The 14,955-nt window shown below is 43.9% G+C and carries 14 protein-coding genes; 2 read left to right on the top strand and 12 right to left on the bottom strand.

The features are described from left to right. Positions 1-236: 236 nt before the first annotated feature. Positions 237-593: a hypothetical protein gene (locus ACYTXL_RS25225; RefSeq protein WP_461927093.1), complete on the bottom strand. Its 357-nt coding sequence runs from the start codon at positions 591-593 to the stop codon at positions 237-239. A 493-nt stretch (positions 594-1,086) separates the two neighbouring features. Here ACYTXL_RS25225 and ACYTXL_RS25220 point away from each other — a divergent pair, with 493 nt between their 5' ends. Beyond that, entirely contained in the window at positions 1,087-1,641 is a 555-nt protein-coding gene (locus ACYTXL_RS25220) for a pentapeptide repeat-containing protein (RefSeq protein WP_461927092.1), read from the top strand. A gap of 555 nt (positions 1,642-2,196) precedes the next feature. Further along, positions 2,197-3,309 (top strand): sensor histidine kinase, encoded by a 1,113-nt coding sequence (locus ACYTXL_RS25215; protein ID WP_461927091.1) that lies wholly within the window; start codon positions 2,197-2,199, stop codon positions 3,307-3,309. A gap of 659 nt (positions 3,310-3,968) precedes the next feature. Here the strand turns inward: ACYTXL_RS25215 and ACYTXL_RS25210 are convergent. From ACYTXL_RS25210 to ACYTXL_RS25160, 11 genes are all read right to left on the bottom strand, one after another. Further along, positions 3,969-4,175, bottom strand: coding sequence for a DUF3775 domain-containing protein (locus ACYTXL_RS25210; RefSeq protein WP_461927090.1), 207 nt, complete (start codon positions 4,173-4,175; stop codon positions 3,969-3,971). 286 nt (positions 4,176-4,461) lie between these two features. Continuing rightward, the gene (gene mgtA / locus ACYTXL_RS25205) at positions 4,462-7,125 is read right to left on the bottom strand and encodes a magnesium-translocating P-type ATPase (RefSeq protein ID WP_461927089.1); all 2,664 of its coding nucleotides are present in this window, start codon (positions 7,123-7,125) and stop codon (positions 4,462-4,464) included. Between the two features lie 97 nt (positions 7,126-7,222). Continuing rightward, a complete protein-coding gene (locus tag ACYTXL_RS25200; protein ID WP_461927088.1) occupies positions 7,223-7,633 on the bottom strand; it encodes a hypothetical protein in 411 nt (136 codons plus the stop codon). 302 nt (positions 7,634-7,935) lie between these two features. After that, a complete protein-coding gene (locus ACYTXL_RS25195) occupies positions 7,936-8,781 on the bottom strand; it encodes a potassium channel family protein (RefSeq protein WP_461927087.1) in 846 nt (281 codons plus the stop codon). Next, positions 8,778-9,089, bottom strand: a complete 312-nt coding sequence (locus ACYTXL_RS25190) for a chaperone modulator CbpM (RefSeq protein WP_461927086.1) — start codon at positions 9,087-9,089, stop codon at positions 8,778-8,780. The genes ACYTXL_RS25195 and ACYTXL_RS25190 overlap by 4 nt, the downstream gene beginning before the upstream one ends. Continuing rightward, on the bottom strand, positions 9,086-10,030 hold the full coding sequence (locus ACYTXL_RS25185; RefSeq protein WP_461927085.1) for a DnaJ C-terminal domain-containing protein: 945 nt from the start codon (positions 10,028-10,030) through the stop codon (positions 9,086-9,088). The genes ACYTXL_RS25190 and ACYTXL_RS25185 overlap by 4 nt, the downstream gene beginning before the upstream one ends. A gap of 35 nt (positions 10,031-10,065) precedes the next feature. Continuing rightward, positions 10,066-10,446 (bottom strand): AtpZ/AtpI family protein, encoded by a 381-nt coding sequence (locus tag ACYTXL_RS25180; RefSeq protein ID WP_461927084.1) that lies wholly within the window; start codon positions 10,444-10,446, stop codon positions 10,066-10,068. Beyond that, positions 10,443-10,853: a F0F1 ATP synthase subunit epsilon gene (locus ACYTXL_RS25175; protein ID WP_461927083.1), complete on the bottom strand. Its 411-nt coding sequence runs from the start codon at positions 10,851-10,853 to the stop codon at positions 10,443-10,445. The genes ACYTXL_RS25180 and ACYTXL_RS25175 overlap by 4 nt, the downstream gene beginning before the upstream one ends. Next, the gene (atpD, locus tag ACYTXL_RS25170) at positions 10,850-12,268 is read right to left on the bottom strand and encodes a F0F1 ATP synthase subunit beta (RefSeq protein ID WP_461927082.1); all 1,419 of its coding nucleotides are present in this window, start codon (positions 12,266-12,268) and stop codon (positions 10,850-10,852) included. Before atpD ends, ACYTXL_RS25175 begins: the two co-directional genes overlap by 4 nt. 158 nt (positions 12,269-12,426) lie before the next feature. Further along, entirely contained in the window at positions 12,427-13,341 is a 915-nt protein-coding gene (locus ACYTXL_RS25165) for a F0F1 ATP synthase subunit gamma (protein ID WP_461927081.1), read from the bottom strand. A gap of 2 nt (positions 13,342-13,343) precedes the next feature. Further along, the gene (locus tag ACYTXL_RS25160; RefSeq protein WP_461927080.1) at positions 13,344-14,954 is read right to left on the bottom strand and encodes an alternate F1F0 ATPase, F1 subunit alpha; all 1,611 of its coding nucleotides are present in this window, start codon (positions 14,952-14,954) and stop codon (positions 13,344-13,346) included. Position 14,955 lies beyond the last annotated feature (1 nt).

The raw sequence follows: 14,955 nt of genomic DNA, 5'->3' as shown, positions 1-14,955 counted from the left end.
TTATTGTCGTTTGTCGGTCAATTCCTCATTGCCCACCTTATATCCCGCCACTGATTGAGTACAATTCAGTGGGGGACTTACGGTGTAAAGTTAAATTTCTTATTACAATTTTCCCAAAATGGCGCGGTGAACCCAATTGCAACTGCTGCCACAGGCGGTGAGTTATATCAGGCGAGTGCTATCCAAATCTGAGTGTACATGGCAAGACTTTTGGACTGTTGCCCAAGAGCATGAAGTTATTGAATCAGACTAGGGAGCAAAACTGACCCAACAAGAGACATTAGGATCTGGCGACTTAGCCAATCAGCGTTTTCGCGCAGAATATGCAGAATACTACCGTGAACTACTGTTTCTATCTGTATCCGCTCCTGTAAAGGGAAAGAGTAGCGGCTTTTGGGGGTGCTGGATAATTCCTGTACCCCTTCGACTACATAGCGGTTAGGGACATGACTTAGAATGTGGGCAATTAACTTTTGACGCAATTCATGAATCGAAAAAGCTAATTGATAAGGATGCTCAGGGTACTCATCCAAGACATTTTCAATTGATTGAATCACTATTGGCAATGTTAAATTAATCAACGTATGTGACATTAGTATTGTTTGATAAGATGTTTACTTTCTAGCCTAGATTCATTTGGTTAACTGTGCAGTCTGTTCTCAAAAACATTTCCAAATATTTCTAATTGCTCTTGTTGTGACAAGTGTAACAACCAGACGTTTGAAATTGAGTATTTACAAGAGTTTGATGGATAGTTGAATTGTATAAGTTGATTAACGATGCAGAAAAAACGTAGCCAGATTAATTTTAATTAACCAACAAAGCGATGCCTACGGCGGGCTGCGCCTACGCCATTCTCTGTCCTGAAATTCCTTTTGTTGTCGTGACGATTTTTTAGGAGAAAGCAGAAGAGAAAATATTTAGTTCTTGAAACCTGTGTCGCAGATATAACCCAAGTTGCTAGTTACTCTTATGAGCGATCGCTTTCGGACGATAATTGATAATATTTACATTAGTTAACAATAAACTTATGGGTTAACTGATAAAATTTACTTAACTTTCAATAAGCAGTCATTGCTTTTTCTTATGAAAACTCCAGAACTTCTGAGACGATACGCAGCAGGAGAACGGGACTTTAGTAACGTCAGCTTAATTCAGGTCTGTCTGACTAATGCAAATCTGATTGGGGTACACCTAAAGGGAGCGGACTTGATTGGTAAAGACTTAAAGGGAGCATATCTGACTGATGCACATATTAGTCAGGCGAAACTGAATCAGGCAACTTTTGCTGATTCACGAATGATTGAAGTATGCCTAATTAGTGCAGAAATGGTTGATGCAGACCTGAGTGGAACAGACTTGACGGGAGCAAATTTAAGTGGAGCCGATTTAAGCTTTGTCAAGCTAGGTGGAGCCAACTTGAGGGGGGCAAACTTAGGTGAGACAGACCTCACCGGAGCGGATCTTAGGGGAGCGGAAATGAGTGAAGCTAACTTGAAAGGGGCAAAGCTAGCTGGGGCAGATATGGACGGGGCATATTTAGATAAGGCAGACCTGACTGGGGCAGATATGGACGGGGCAAATATGCGGAGAGTCGGATTAACTGGAACAAAAATGCCCGATGGAACAGTTCACGACTAAGTGACTTGAGTGATTTCTAACCTAAGTTTATACATCAAGGCAATAATGGAGCTACGATTATAGATAATTACTGCCTGACAAATAAGTTGTTTATCCAACGTTTGTTCAGGCAGTAATCAATACTACCTTAATGATGTTGATAATACTGTTATCCTCAGCAACATCTGGTATTGTAACAGTAGTATTATTCAGGCTAGACAATGAAAAAATGTTGTTAGTGATAAATATATAGTGATAAGCTAATTAGCATTTAAGTTGCATAATCAGGACGCTCATGTTGCTCACCCCACAAGATATTGATAAAATTTTAATCTGCAAATTAGATGTGTTTTAGCTTAATAGAGATTTAGTATTTATACTCGGATAATTCAGTAACTATTTCCAGATTTTTGTATTGCTTTTTATACTACAAAATGACGTGCGTAATGTGAGTTAAATACTACTTAGCCTCGGCAAGGGGATGAGAAATTGTTCTGGGGTGGATCGGGGTGGGTGCGATCGCTGTTCTAGCGATCTCCTGATGCTAGAATAAGTCTAAAATTAAGAACATTCATAATGTTACATGAATTTCTCTTAGCAGAACGTGACGAAATTCTCGCCTTGTGTTCAAAAAAGATCACGCATCTTGCTGATTCCATGAGTTCGAGCGACGAAATGGAAAGAGGATTACCTGTGTTCTACGATGAACTCATTGAGGTATTACGTGTTGATGCTGATATAGATGAATCTGGGGAAGCACATAACAGTTCTATAGAAAGTGTTCACAGAGCCTCCGCAGAGCGCCGGGGGAAAGAGTCGTTAAAACTTGGCTACAGCATTTCTCAGGTTGTTCATGGCTACGGCGCTCTTTGTCAAGCTATCACTCAGTATATTCAGGAGAATAGTAGTGAAACAGCATCCCCTCGTGAATTCAATCGATTAAATTTCTGCCTCGATATCGCTATCGCTGAAGCGGTTACAGAGTTTAATCGAGGTCAGCGCGAGAATGCAGAGCGGGATGAGGTTCAGCGTCTGGGATTTCTAGCACATGAGTTGCGAAATGCGTTGACCTCCGCTACTTTAGCTTCCCAACTTATAATCACAGGGAAAGTCGGAACTAATGGAAGTACATCTCGTATTCTTGAAAATGCCCATAGGCGCATGAGAGACATTATTGATCGTTCACTTGTTGAGGTGCGACTGCGGAACGAACCAACCATCCAATATCAGAGATGTCGAGTTATTCACCTAGTCAGTGAAGTTGAGGCTAGTGCATGGTTTGAAGCAAGTGCGAAATCAATTGAGGTGTGTGTAGAGGTAGCGCCGGAATTGGAGATTTTAATAGATCGTCACCTTATAATATCTGCCCTATCGAATCTGGTTCAAAATGCCATTAAGTTCACCAAGCAGGGTGGGATTGTATGGATACGCGGTAAGGCTGTAGGTGGGCGTGTTTTGCTTGAAATAGAGGATCAATGTGGAGGACTGCCGCCTGGTGAGGCGGAAGAACTCTTTAAGCCTTTTTCTCAGATGGGAACAGATAAATCTGGATTGGGGATCGGGCTTACAATTTCACGACGCGCCGTGTCCCTAAACAAGGGTATACTCTCAGTTCGCGATGTCCCCCATCAAGGATGTGTGTTCTCAATTGATTTACCCTTAGCCCCCTCCCCTCTCCCCACTACATAATCTTCTAGCTCCATCTTCGCTGCGCTCACTTATGTAAACTCCAACTATTTTTCTAGTTTTTTTAGCTTTGGATAAAAAGAAATAATTTTAGTTACTCTCTATTATCACTACATATTTACCACTACAAAAATGTTTAGACTTGCTAAACAATCAACTATATGTTAGTATTTCCAAAGCATAACGGGAACTAAGGTTAAGACTCAACTATTTAACAATGCTATAGATGTTATTAGTTATGAGTTTACTGCTTAGGGACTTCCAAATAAAAAAATATTCAACTAATCCAACTATTTATTGTGGGGTGGGCGTCTCGCCCGCCCAGTAACCAAAGGCGGGCAAGATGCCCACCCCACAAGTAGTAGTAATTTATTTCTTGGAAGTCCCTTAACCAAAATATCCACCTATCTTGCATTTCTAGTTCGTATATCTCCAGACAAGGAGCGACATCATCATTAAATGCTGCTATCAGATAGAAAAGACCGCACGCAGCTACTCAACTTAATTGTTGCAGTGATTATTATTTATTTTTTTCAGCCCGGAGCGAAGATATTTAGCTAGGAAAGCCTTTTCGATAATATACAGCACATTTCATCTGAATGAGGTACACAAGGGTAGGCAGGATGCCCACCCCACAAGATTTATCATATTAAGATGTGTACTTAATTTACCTGCAAAGTGCTGTAACTAGTTGTATAGTTTTGAGGGATGAGATGTAGTGCTTGTGCAATTAAATCGTTTAACTCTAATGGTTGTTCACAGGATACATATTGACCAAGCCATATAAGGGCTATAACTTGTCGTTTTTCATCTGAAGAAAAATCGTCTACATATTTATGTAGTACTCTGACTGATGTTCTTCCTGTCATTTCAAAATCTTCTAAATAATTAGACAATTTGTCTAGAAAAGTTTCTGGTATATTTACTTTCCCAAACAGTATATCTGATGACTCAAAATTAGGGTGCGTATTGTTTTGGGGTGGAACAGCCAACAAAGCGAGAGCGAACGACCATCAGGAGACGAAGATGAATAGCTTTTTTGTACAAGCCTTCGGCGTAATCTGACTTTTTACGGGATGTGGAAAGTCAGGTTCGCTTTTCGCGTCTTGTAGAGAGCGTCATTTTGAATTTTGAATTCCGCCTTGGACTAGGTTCTTAGGTATATCCATATTTCTTGATGAACCAAGTTTTCACAAATTGAGTCAATATACAATAGCAAGTTAGGATTAAAGCTAACCAAAGAAAATAAACGGCTGGCAAAGGAACAAACCCCAAACTAGCCCCAATTGGAGAAAATGGCAGATACATTCCGACTGCCATCACAGTGGCGGTGATCAACAGCATGGGCAAAGAAGCCCGACTCTGGAAAAAAGGAATCTTAGCCGTGCGAATCACATGGACAATCAGCGTTTGAGTCATCAGACTTTCGACAAACCAACCTGTTTGGAACAAAGCTTGATTGTCTACAGAAGTCGCCCCAAATACAAACCACATCAGGGCGTAGGTGGAATAGTCGAAAATGGAGCTAACTGGGCCAATGAAGATCATAAAGCGCCGGATATTATCAACTTTCCATTTCGGCGGCTTGATTAGGCCTTCTTGATCCACATCATCGAATGGGATGCCTGTTTGCGAAAAGTCGTAGAGGAGATTATTTATTAATATCTGCACTGGCTGCATCGGTAAAAATGGCAGAATCGCACTCGCACCCAAGACGCTAAACATATTCCCAAAGTTAGAGCTAGTGCCCATTCTGATATATTTGATGATATTGGCAAAAGTCTTGCGACCTTCGATTACCCCAGATTCCAGGACTAACAAGTTTTTTTCTAATAAAATAATGTCTGCCGACTCTTTGGCAATATCGACTGCCGTATCAACTGAGATGCCCACATCAGCCTCCCGCAGAGCAGCTGCATCATTGATGCCATCTCCCATGTATCCCACAACGTTGCCTTTTTTTCGCAGCACCTGTATGATTTTGGCTTTTTGAGTGGGAGAAAATTTAGCAAAAATAGTTGTGTTTGCAGCAGATGAAGCTAATTCATCATCTGATAAAGATTCAATATCGCTACCTAATAAAACATTTTGGACAGGTAAGCCAACATCTTTGCAGATTTTACGAGTAATGATTTCATTGTCCCCTGTGATAATTTTTATATCAACTCCATGTCCCTTGAGGGCTTTAATCGCTTGGGCTGCGGAATCTTTGGGCGGATCGAGAAACGCAATGTTGCCCAACAGCACCAAATCACTCTCATCGGGAATGGCGTAATGCAATTGATCGGTTGGCATCACTTTGTATGCCACTGCGACTACCCGTAACCCTTCAGAGTTTAGTTTTTGTTGTAAATCGGCAACCTTGGTGCGGACTGACTCATCTATTGGCAAAACCTTGTCATCAACTTTGAGTTGGGTGCAGACTTTTAGGACTTCTTCAACCGCACCTTTGCAAATCAGGATATGCTGTTTTCCCATTTCTTCGACGACAACAGACATCCGACGACGCACAAAGTCAAAGGGAATTTCATCAAATTTCTGGTAGTTTTTCTCAATGTCTAAAGATTCAAGTTCTTGATTGTGAGCGAGAACGGCGACATCTAATAAATTTTTTAAGCCAGTCTGGTAAAAGCTATTGAGATAAGCATATTTGAGAACATCTGTACTCTCTTGACCGTAGGGATCTAAATGTCTCTGCAAGACGATTTTATCTTGAGTTAGTGTGCCTGTTTTGTCAGTACACAAAATATTCATAGAGCCAAAATCTTGAATTGCATCAATATTTTTGACAATCACTTTTTTGTTAGACATGGTAATTGCCCCCTTGGCCAAATTTGCCGTGACAATCACAGGTAACATTTCTGGAGCCAATCCCACAGCCACAGATAAACCAAATGTGAATGCCTCGATCCAATTGCCTTTAACCACCCCATTGATCAAAAAGACTAGTGGAGCCATGACCAGCATAAAGCGCAACAGCAGCATAGTCACGCCATTCACGCCTTTGTCAAAGCTCGTGCGTGGTTTGCGTCCACTAACGGTTTTAGCCAGTGATGCTAGATAAGTATGACTACCCGTTTCGGCGACAACGGCTGTTCCACAACCACTGACTACGGTAGTGCCCATGAAACAGAGATTAACTAGCTCCAGTGGGTTTTTCTCATTGTGATCTGGGAGTTCTGGGTGTTTTTCAGTGGGTAGAGACTCCCCGGTGAGGGTTGACTGACTGAGGAATAAATCTTTGGTAGCAATCAGCCTGACATCGGCTGGAATCATATCTCCGGCTGAAAGAAAGATGACATCACCAGGAACCAGCAACTTTACGGCAATTTCCTTTCCTGCTGTTATTCCCTTCTCTTTTTTCGGTGTGGCATCCTTGCGGCTCACTGTTGCGGTTGCGCTCACCATTTCCCGCAGCTTTTCGGCAGCTTTATTAGACTGAAATTCTTGTGAAAAGCGCAGCAACCCACCGAAAATAACCATCGCAAAAATGATGAGGGCGGCTGTCGGACTCCCAGTTAACAGTGAAATCGTCGCCAGAACAATGAGTAAAAGCGAGAGGGGATTAGTCACCGTTTTCAGTAGTTGGACATACCACGCGATCGCTTTTTCACGGGCGATCTCATTCAGCCCGGATTTTCCTAATCTCTGCTTGGCTTCAGTCTCAGTCAGCCCCTCCAGGGAAGTGTCAAATAAGTGCAGAACTCCATCTACATCATGTTGAGCGATATCGATGAGTGCGTTGGATGAGTCTACAGACTGGCTAGATCCCGTTTTAGGCTTTTTGGATGAATTGGGAGGCTGGCTTAAGGTCTTCATAAGGTAAGCTCCAAAACGTGGAGAGTTGGGGATTCATCGGTTTGATTTTTTAGGTTTAATCAACTGATTTGCGTTAAATCTTTTTGCTGCCTTTTTGCTAACGCGACTCGGCAAAGTGGTGTCGAATCTTCACCGCGATCTGACGCTCCGTCATCTTGTCAACTGTTTCAATACCTACGATGCTTCCACTGAGGTTATTTCCTTCAAGACGTTTTTTCAGTTCATCCTTTGCCTCGCCTGGGCCAAATATCAAAATAGACTCTGCATCACGAATACTCGCAATGACCGCATCATAGTAAATGTTGAGTTGTCCTGTAAAATTTCTCTGGAGGCTATCATCTGCGGGTACTTGATGTGATTCGTAAGCACCCTTAAGAGGTGAATCACCAGAACGGCGAGGCTGTTTTTCTACCTCCGATATTATCTCTTTTATCTCTTCCCCTTTCTCCGTAACAGTCACGATAATAGCTTTCCTATGGTCAATCCACAGCCCTACTTTTGTTCTCATCGATATCTCCTTTATTTACTAGTTACATCTAACTAAGTATTTATGAAAATTCATCTTGCATTTGGTTGAGTCTGTATCCCTCATTGGATAGGGTACAGAGTCAAATCACTGCAAATAATTTTGCCTGACTATTTATTAATAGGTCTAAGTAAATACATTTCAACCTTTAACTGAAATTGTTGAGTAAGGCTTGATTAATATGGCTATCATTCTGCCACTTGCAACGTAGTTTATTGTTAGCTTACCCTTTAAAATTGGTGAAGGTATTGTTCTTGAGGAAGATTTTCTATGAAAGCAAGGTTTTATTTAATTTGCGATACTTTGGAAGTTATTGGTCTAAATCTTGTCGTGCGTAATGCTTGAATTTCAGTTCGCAGTGCGGCGACTTCTGCTTGCAAGGCTTGAATTGATTTTGCACCTGCCAGTTCTGCTTGATCATTCTCGGCATCCTGATCAACAAAAAATACTGCTAGCGTTGCCGTTGCATAACCACAGACCGCGATCGCATACAGTGCTAGTAAAAAGCATAATACCCTTCCTTCTGCCGTCTTTGGAAAGTAATCAGATCCCATCGTGGTCATCACCATTGCCGTCCACCACAGTGCAGTGCCATAGTCAGTGATGCCAACAGTACCAACAGAAAGTTTGTGTTCAAACGCATAAATTCCAGTTGCTCCAAGCAAGATGACCAACGCGGTTAGTCCCACCACATAGCGCACTCCTCGACGCTGAACACTTGTTGCAAGTAAACGCATTCCTCTATTGGTTCGTGCCATAACTCCCAACAAATGTAACCCACGAACCACATGAACTGATTGCAAAGACTGTATGACTCCCACAATCCGAAAGGTTCGCACAGCCGGGATAAGCAGAGAAAAGACAATTAACCAGTTGTGTTTGAGGTAAGAAATTTTGCGGGGAGCGAGAAGAAATTTGATCCCAAAATCCACGATAAAGGTGATCCAAATGATAGCAGCGATCGCTTCTAATAGAGGATTCAGTCCCCAAACTAGCTCAACGATAAACAGTCCCAACCAAGCAAAGCCCAGCACCAGCATCGGCGTTTCTAGCCAATCTTCCAATTGTTGCAACACTTCGCGGCGCTTTTGATCTAACGCGGGCTTTGACTGTTGGTTCAGATCGCTCATAACGAGTTCGATGGATGAGACTGATACACCTTTAGCTGTGCCCGTAATTGAGCAATTTCAGTCGTCATATCTAGCACCATTGCCGCTCCGACTAAGTTCAGCCCCAAATCTCGACGCAAGCGTTGAATCTGAGCAATTCGCGCAATCTCGCGGGAATGCAGCAAATCACCGATTGGTTCGATTACGCCTAACTCAATGTAAAACTTCACCAGCGTAATCGAAGTCTTAGTGATTAATGCAGCATATTCAAAGCTGTAGAGTTGTTCACCTTCGAGGGAAACCACGGTTTTTGAAAGGCTGAAGGTCATAATTTAATCTCCTCTAACTGGGTACGTGGGTTAAAGCTAGTGTTTGCCTGGATTTTTTCGTAATATTCTTGCTCGATCGCACTCAGGTTTTGTGGCGTGACAATCTGAAGTTTGGCAAATAAGTCACCTCGTCCCCCTTTGGGCAATGTCCAGCCTTTGCCGCGCAGTCTGAGCGATTGCCCCGATCGCACCCCTTTAGGAACTTTCATCGTCACGCTACCATCAGGGGTAGGCACGCTGATTTGTGCCCCTAAAACCGCTTCATCAGGGCGAATTGGAATGTCACAAACCAGGTTATCGCCCTCAAATCGATAGAAGGGATGGGTTAACACCTCGATAGTTAAATACAAATCGCCACGCTGTTGAGAGAACGGACTAGGACGACCTTTACCCTTGAGGCGAATTCGACTGCCTGGTTTTGCACCTGCGGGAATGCGGACGTTGATCGTTTCCTCGTCGAGTTGTAGCCGTTTTTGGACACCGTGAAATGCTTCGGAAAATGTGAGTGCTATCGCCGCTTCTGTATCCGGTGCGGGAGCTTGAGAATAAAATCCCCCATTAAAATCATCAAAGCCACCAGTGGAGGTTTTACGTCTCGAACGACCCAGCAGATCGTTGATAAACGAATCAAAATCGCCGTACTGATCGAAGTCGCCTGTTGCAACATTAGTTCCGCTAGGTGGCGGCGCTTCAGTGTAACCAGGGTGATTCCAGTGCTGACCAAAGCGATCGTACTTCTGCCGTTTCTCTGGATCAGATAGTACTTCATTCGCTTCGTTTAGTTCTTTAAACTTTGCCTCTGCGTCTTTGTCTCCAGGATTGAGGTCAGGATGATATTTGCGGGCAAGCTTGCGGTAAGTCCGTTTGATTTCTTCAGGAGTTGCGGTTTTGCTCACTCCCAAGATGGCATAGTAGTCTTTAAAGTCTGTTGCAGTTGGCATCAGTGACCTCTCGATTGCAGGTTATTTTTGAATTGTTAATCTCCTTCTTCTTGGTTGGAAGAATCTGCTGAAGATGGGGGAAAATCATCGGGTGGTTGAGTTCTTGCCATACGTTTCTGCTCCTTCGATACCCATTCCCATGCAGTTAAACAACCAATGGTTAAACCTGCTAGCATCAGTGCTAATGTCCATGAAAACTGACTAGGAAATCGGAAATCGAGCCAGATGCCTAGTGCCATCGCTAACAAAGTTGGTGCGACGACTGACCAACCGATCAAGCCTGCAAAACCTAAACCAAACCAAACGCCACCATAAGGTTTTGCTTGGCGAGCATAAAGTTTGCGACGTTCTTTATTAGCGATCGCCTTAGCGAAGAGATGCATTTGCGATCGCGACTTCCGGGAGGGAGTTTTCATGTATATTCACCTAACTCAATAAAGTGCCGAATCGTGTTTATCTCTAGCTTTTCTAAAACGGAACGTGCTGTTTTTTCGCGTTCATCGATTAAGTGAAACTGCTGCTCAACAGTTTTTTTCAACATTCCCAAATCGCCACCTTGGACGGCGTTTTGAGTAGCAACTATTACCTCATCGCCATGTTTTATCAAAATTCCTTGGTCGATCGCAAAGAATTGTTCTTGTCCTTGCGGTGAGACGAAGGATAGCAAACTCGGTATCAGCGTCGCCACAAAATCTATATGGCGAGGTAGTAAGCAAAATATCCCATTCTCCGCTTCAACAATCACTTTAATCGCGGCTATTTCGAGCAGGATTTTGGTGGGTAAGACAACTTTGAGCCGCATTTCTGATGGTGGATCGGTCATGATTTTTTGCTCTCCTCTGGTGCTTTTACGACTTCATTAATTGAGCCGATCATGTAGAGCGATCGCTCTGGCGTCTCAGAAAACTCGTCATTGAGAATGCGCTCACATCCATCTAGTACATCGTCTAATTCGACTAATTTCCCTGTCAAACCTGTAAACTGGGCAGTGGAAAAGAAAGGTTGAGTCAGAAAGCGTTCTAAACGTCTGGCCTGGGATACTACTTGGCGATCGCCTACCGATAATTCTTCTAAGCCCAACATGGCGATAATATCTTTCAGTTCCTCATAAGTGGTAATGGTTTTGCGGACTGCTTGAGCAATCTGATAATGGCGATCGCCAACGATATGAGGCATCAGCATTTTGGAATTCGATTGCATCAAATCCACGGCGGGATAAAGCCCTTCACTCGCCCGTTTGCGTGACAATACAATTGCTGCTGACAAATGCGAAAACACAGCGACGGCAGAGGGATCGGTGAAGTCGTCCGCAGGGACATAAACCGCTTGAATGGAAGTAATCGCCCCTGCCGATGTATTGCAAATGCGCTCTTCTAGTTGAGCGAGTTCGGTGGCGAGGGTTGGTTGATAACCCACCCGCGAAGGTAGTATCCCCATCAGTCCCGATACTTCTGAACCTGCTTGGATAAAGCGAAAGATATTATCGATCAAAAGCAATACATCTTTTTGGGAGCGATCGCGAAAATATTCTGCCATTGTCAGCGCCGCGTGTCCTGCCCAAAATCTGACTCCGGGCGGTTCATTCATCTGTCCAAAGACCAAGACAGCATTTTGGAGAACGCCCGTTGCTGCCATTTCTTGATATAAATCCAGACCTTCGCGGCAGCGTTCGCCAATCCCACAAAATAAACTTACGCCTTGGTGCTGCTTGACCATGTTATGGATCATTTCCGTAATTAGCACCGTTTTGCCAACGCCTGCACCGCCAAGTAAACCTGTTTTGCCGCCTCGTTCCAAAGGTGTGAGCAGATCGATCACTTTGATCCCAGTTTTGAGGATTTCGGCTTTGGTAACTCGCTCTGACATGGCGATCGGCGTGGCATGAATTGATCGCCATTCGCCACCTGTGATCGCTTCTTTCTCATCGATCGCTTCGCCAAATAGGTTTAACATTCTCCCTAAGAGGCGATCGCCTACGGGAACTTGTAATGGGTGCTGAGTATCAATGACAATCTCGCCGCGTGTGACACCGGCAGTCGGGACAAGTGCCACACCCCGCACCACCTGAGCGCCCAGATGTGAAACCACCTCGATCGCAATATTACCTGCTTGTAACTGGGTATGTATATCTGGCAACCGGTTGGGAAAATGGATATCAATGATGCTGCTTCGCACGGAGATGACAGAACCGAGATTTTGCTCTTGAGAATGATTTGATGATTTAACATTTAATTCCATTTAAAATCGACCTATCTATTTTGTAAATATACCAACTGAGAAACAAGATTCTTGCTCCCTCTCCTTACTAAGGAGAGGGTTGGGGCGAGGTTTTACAAGGCTTTTTATAAAAGTGAGATGCTCCCATTACGAATTACGAATTACGAATTACGAATTATCTAATGGCTTAATTCAAAGGCTGAAGTAATTTCTAGTAATTCATCTGTAATTGCAGTTTGGCGTTGTTGCTGAAATTGACCAGTAAACTCTGTGAGCCGCTCTGCAATGTTTTTCTCGGCAACTTGCATAGAAGCAAGACGGCTAGCATTTTCCCCGGCGAGGGATTCACCAAAAGCACGATAGAGCAAGATAAAGAAATATTGTCGTAATAGAGACGCAACCAAAGTATCGCTCGGCATCGTAAAAGTTGGTAGAGTCCGCGATTCCCATGTTTCGTTTTCGATATGTTGTAGCCATTGGCGATCAAGTGGCAACAGTTGCAGCTTGTACGGCTGGCATAACGTATTGGAATGTAAGTGGTTGTAAAACAAGAAAATTTGGACAATTTGCTGGCGAGCGGTGAGCGTAGTCGAACCGGGATCGCGCCATTCGGCAATGTGTAGTAAAATTTCTTGAACCATTGATGTGATCTCAGTTAGCGAACCTGCCATAGGGAAAGTTTGCTCGATCGCATAGCCTGCGGTTTCTAAATGGGAAATAATTCTCGATCCGACGGCAAAAATCGCCAGATGTTCGGGTGAGATATTCAACTTCTTTAATTCCGCGATCGCATAACGGCTAATCTGTTCGTTAAATTGACCACACATCCCTTGCTCAGAGCCAAAGATAATCACGCCGCAACGACCAACATCGGAGGTCGAAAAAGATTGTTGGGTATGCGTGTCATGGGTATGTGTTGCCTTCAGCACGACATGCAAACCCATTTCGATTGTATGGTTATACTCAGCGAGGGAAGTAACCGCCTGTTCATACTGATGGATATTTAACGCCGCTAATACTTTCATCATTTTCACCACGGCTTGCAGTTCTTGTGCAGTGTGGATTTGGCGTTGGAGAAGCTCAATAGATGACATAGCTACTCCTTTATATTCTTTGGCTCTTTTGTATCAACTGGAGCTTTTGAATCCTTTGTATCAGTTGGCTCTTTTGTATCAGTTGTATCCTTTACAACTGTCGCAATCGCAGTTTTGGCAGTCTTTAATAAGGCATCGCGATCGCTATCAGTCAATACGGCTCCGCTTTCGATTTGCAGGCAGAGATCGGCTAACTGGGTGGATATGGCTTGGGCGATCGCTTGCTCTGCAATGGCAATTTTAGCGATGGGAACGGAATCGAGCAAGCCTGCTGTCACCGAAAGCATCACAGCTATTTGCACAGCAGCCGGCATTGGCGCATATTGCTTTTGTTTGAGCATCTCGCGCACCCGTTGTCCGCGTTCTAAAGTGAGCCGAGTCGATTCTTCTAAGCGCGTACCAAAGCGAGAGAAAGCCTCTAGTTCTTCAAATTGAGAATAGGAAAGACGTAAATCTCCTGAAACAGCGCGATAAGCAGGAAGTTGAGTTTTACCACCCACCCGCGAAACCGATTTACCGATATCGATCGCAGGCAATACTCCCTTTTGAAAGAGGATTGGTGAAAGATAAATCTGTCCATCGGTAATGGAAATGAGGTTAGTTGGGATATATGCAGCAATGTTTTGAGCCTCTGTTTCGACAATTGGCAGCGCAGTTAAGGAACCACCACCTCGTTTGTCGTTGAAATGCGTAGAGCGTTCCAGTAAGCGCGAGTGAATATAAAAAATATCCCCTGGATAAGCTTCGCGTCCAGGTGGGCGGCGCATTAAGAGAGATATTTCTCGATAGGTGCGGGCATGGTTAGTGAGGTCATCGTAAACGATAAGCACATCACGCCCTTGATCTGCAAAATATTCCGCCATCGCAGTAGCGGCATAAGGAGCGACATATTGTAAGCCCGGCGGTTCTTCTCCTGCTGCCATGACAACTGTCGTGTATGGCATTGCGCCCTGTTCTTCGAGGTCAGCAATTACCTTGGCAACAGCTGCACTACGCTGTCCGATGGCGCAATAGATACAGAGAATATTTTTACCTTTTTGATTGATGATCGTATCAAGGGCAAGACCGCTTTTACCCGTTTGGCGATCGCCTAAAATTAATTCTCTCTGTCCGCGTCCAATGGGAATCAGGGCATCGATCGCTTTAATTCCCGTTTGCAAAGGCACATTCACGGGCGCACGATCCATGATCGCTGGGGCATTACGTTCGGCGGGACGGCGTTCTGAAGTTCGCACTATGCCTTTGCCGTCGAGGGGGCGACCAAGAGGATCGATCACTCTTCCTAGTAGTGTGTCACCCACAGGGACATCAAGTACTTTACCAGTGCGCTGCACTTGGCTACCTGACTGGAGTTGATCGCTAGAATCAAGCAAAACTACGCCAACTTCTTCGGGATCGAGGTTAAACACCAGCCCCAGACTACCGCCAGTAAAACGGACAATTTCCTCTGACTGCACATTGGGCAAACCGATGATTTTGGCAATTCCTTGCCCAATCGATTGAACAATCCCAATCTCAGTAGATCGCAATTTTGCTTCATGCTGATTGAGAGCTTGAGTATAAAGTGCAAAAGTATTTTCTAAAACTGTCTGTAAACCTTCTTCCTTCTTCACA

This window comes from Nostoc sp., from assembly GCF_054880495.1.
Note: the sequence above shows the minus strand (reverse complement) of the source record. Positions and strands in the feature narration are given on the sequence as shown.

Coding starts and splice junctions, on each gene's coding strand:
- ACYTXL_RS25225 (WP_461927093.1), bottom strand. CDS start 593: ATGTCACATACGTTGATTAATTTAACATTGCCAATAGTGATTCAATCA.
- ACYTXL_RS25220 (WP_461927092.1), top strand. CDS start 1,087: ATGAAAACTCCAGAACTTCTGAGACGATACGCAGCAGGAGAACGGGAC.
- ACYTXL_RS25215 (WP_461927091.1), top strand. CDS start 2,197: ATGTTACATGAATTTCTCTTAGCAGAACGTGACGAAATTCTCGCCTTG.
- ACYTXL_RS25210 (WP_461927090.1), bottom strand. CDS start 4,175: ATGACAGGAAGAACATCAGTCAGAGTACTACATAAATATGTAGACGAT.
- mgtA (WP_461927089.1), bottom strand. CDS start 7,125: ATGAAGACCTTAAGCCAGCCTCCCAATTCATCCAAAAAGCCTAAAACG.
- ACYTXL_RS25200 (WP_461927088.1), bottom strand. CDS start 7,633: ATGAGAACAAAAGTAGGGCTGTGGATTGACCATAGGAAAGCTATTATC.
- ACYTXL_RS25195 (WP_461927087.1), bottom strand. CDS start 8,781: ATGAGCGATCTGAACCAACAGTCAAAGCCCGCGTTAGATCAAAAGCGC.
- ACYTXL_RS25190 (WP_461927086.1), bottom strand. CDS start 9,089: ATGACCTTCAGCCTTTCAAAAACCGTGGTTTCCCTCGAAGGTGAACAA.
- ACYTXL_RS25185 (WP_461927085.1), bottom strand. CDS start 10,030: ATGCCAACTGCAACAGACTTTAAAGACTACTATGCCATCTTGGGAGTG.
- ACYTXL_RS25180 (WP_461927084.1), bottom strand. CDS start 10,446: ATGAAAACTCCCTCCCGGAAGTCGCGATCGCAAATGCATCTCTTCGCT.
- ACYTXL_RS25175 (WP_461927083.1), bottom strand. CDS start 10,853: ATGACCGATCCACCATCAGAAATGCGGCTCAAAGTTGTCTTACCCACC.
- atpD (WP_461927082.1), bottom strand. CDS start 12,268: ATGGAATTAAATGTTAAATCATCAAATCATTCTCAAGAGCAAAATCTC.
- ACYTXL_RS25165 (WP_461927081.1), bottom strand. CDS start 13,341: ATGTCATCTATTGAGCTTCTCCAACGCCAAATCCACACTGCACAAGAA.